Raw genomic sequence first — 1556 nt, 5'->3', positions numbered from 1 at the left:
ACCAGATGATAACAAGTGTCTCGTGGGCTCGGATTTGTGTATAAGAGACAGCCACGACACTCCCCGGCGGCACCGGCGCGCCGACCGCGGCCCGGACGGTCGCCCCGCGCCCCACGGCGAACACGGCGACCTCGCCGCCACCGGCGCGGCCCGCACCGACCCGCTCCTCGGCCCCGCCCGCACCGCTCCCGAGCCCGAGCCCCACCGCGACCCGCTCGTCGTCGCCGGGCGGCGGGGCGTGCGTGCCGGTGATCGGCCTGTGCGTGGACCTGCCGGTTCTGCCCGGGCGGTGAGTCAGGGCCGGCTGTCGCGACGGCTGAGCAGCCAGGGCTCGACGACGCCGAGTCCACGGACCGGCCGCTGCCACATCGGCTGGAGCGCGAAGCGGTACACCGGCGGTTCCTCGCCCTCCTTCTCCGCCGCAGCGGCGGCCTCGGCCGCCTCCGCCTCCGAGGCGGGGGCCTCGCCCGTGCGGATCAGCTCCTCGGCGAAGGCGCTGTCCACCAGTACGGCGTCGCGCGGGGCTATGGAGGTCAGCCGGGAGGCGAGGTTGACCGTGGTGCCGAAGACATCGCCCATCCGGGTGGTCACCGTGCCGAAGGCCATGCCCACCCGCAGCTCCGGCATGGTCTCGTCGTTCGCCATCGTCTCGACGAGGCGCAGCGCGATGTCCGCGGCCGTGCCCGCGTCGTCGGCGGCGTACAGCACCTCGTCGCCGAGGGTCTTGATGAGCCGGCCGCCCCGCGCGGCCACCAGGTCGGCGGCCGTGGTCTCGAAGGCCTCGACCAGCTCGCCGAGCTCCTCCTCCTCCATCCGGCGGGTCAGCCGGGTGAACCCGACCAGGTCGGCGAAGCCGACCGCGAGCCGCCGGTCGACCATCTCCTCGTCGTCGGCGGTCTGCACCACCCGACCCGCCGAGGCGGCGAGCTGCCGGCGCCAGACGTAGACCAGGAACTCCTCCAGCTCGGGCAGCAGCAGCTCGACGATCGGGTACGTCACCTCGGTGCGCGTCATGCCCGGCTCGGGCGGCTCGGTCAGCCCCTCCAGGAAGGAATCGATCTGCCACTCCGCCAACCGGGCGGTGGTCTGCCCCGTGGACCGGGCCACCTGCACCGCCATGGCCTCGCTCAGCAGCCCCGCCTCGACCAGACCGGCCAGCCGCCGCAGCGCCAGCACGTCGGCCTCGGTGAGCGCCTTGGCCTGCCCGATGTCGGCGAAGCCCATGGCCCGCCAGAACCGTGACGCCAGCTCCATGGAGACACCCGCGCTACGGGCCGCCTGAAAAGGCGTGTAGCGCCGCTCGGCGCCCAGGATGAGCTGCTCGAGACGCAGGGCAAGCGGATCCTCGCCGGAGTCGGCGGCGTAGGGGTCCTCCCGGCCGTCCGCGTCCGCGCCGGAGCCCGTGTCGTCGACGGTCACGCGTGCTGCCCTTCCGATCTGCCACGGTCAGGTATCGACCGGCCTCAACTCTACGGCAGGTGTGCGCCAGCTCACTCCGTGGGTTTGCCCGTCACCACTTCCAACACCGCCCACCTTGCCCCACCGCGCCCCCACCC

At 73.3% G+C, this 1556-nt stretch carries 1 protein-coding gene; it reads right to left on the bottom strand.

The genetic code is table 11. The annotated features are described in order from the left end of the window. Positions 1 to 294: 294 nt before the first annotated feature. A complete protein-coding gene (locus V7E45_RS40085) occupies positions 295 to 1419 on the bottom strand; it encodes an adenylate/guanylate cyclase domain-containing protein (protein ID WP_333779218.1) in 1125 nt (374 codons plus the stop codon). Positions 1420 to 1556 lie beyond the last annotated feature (137 nt).

The organism is Streptomyces sp. IBSBF 3136 (assembly GCF_036815105.1).
Classification (GTDB): domain Bacteria; phylum Actinomycetota; class Actinomycetes; order Streptomycetales; family Streptomycetaceae; genus Streptomyces.
This window is presented reverse-complemented; position numbering and strand designations above follow the sequence as displayed.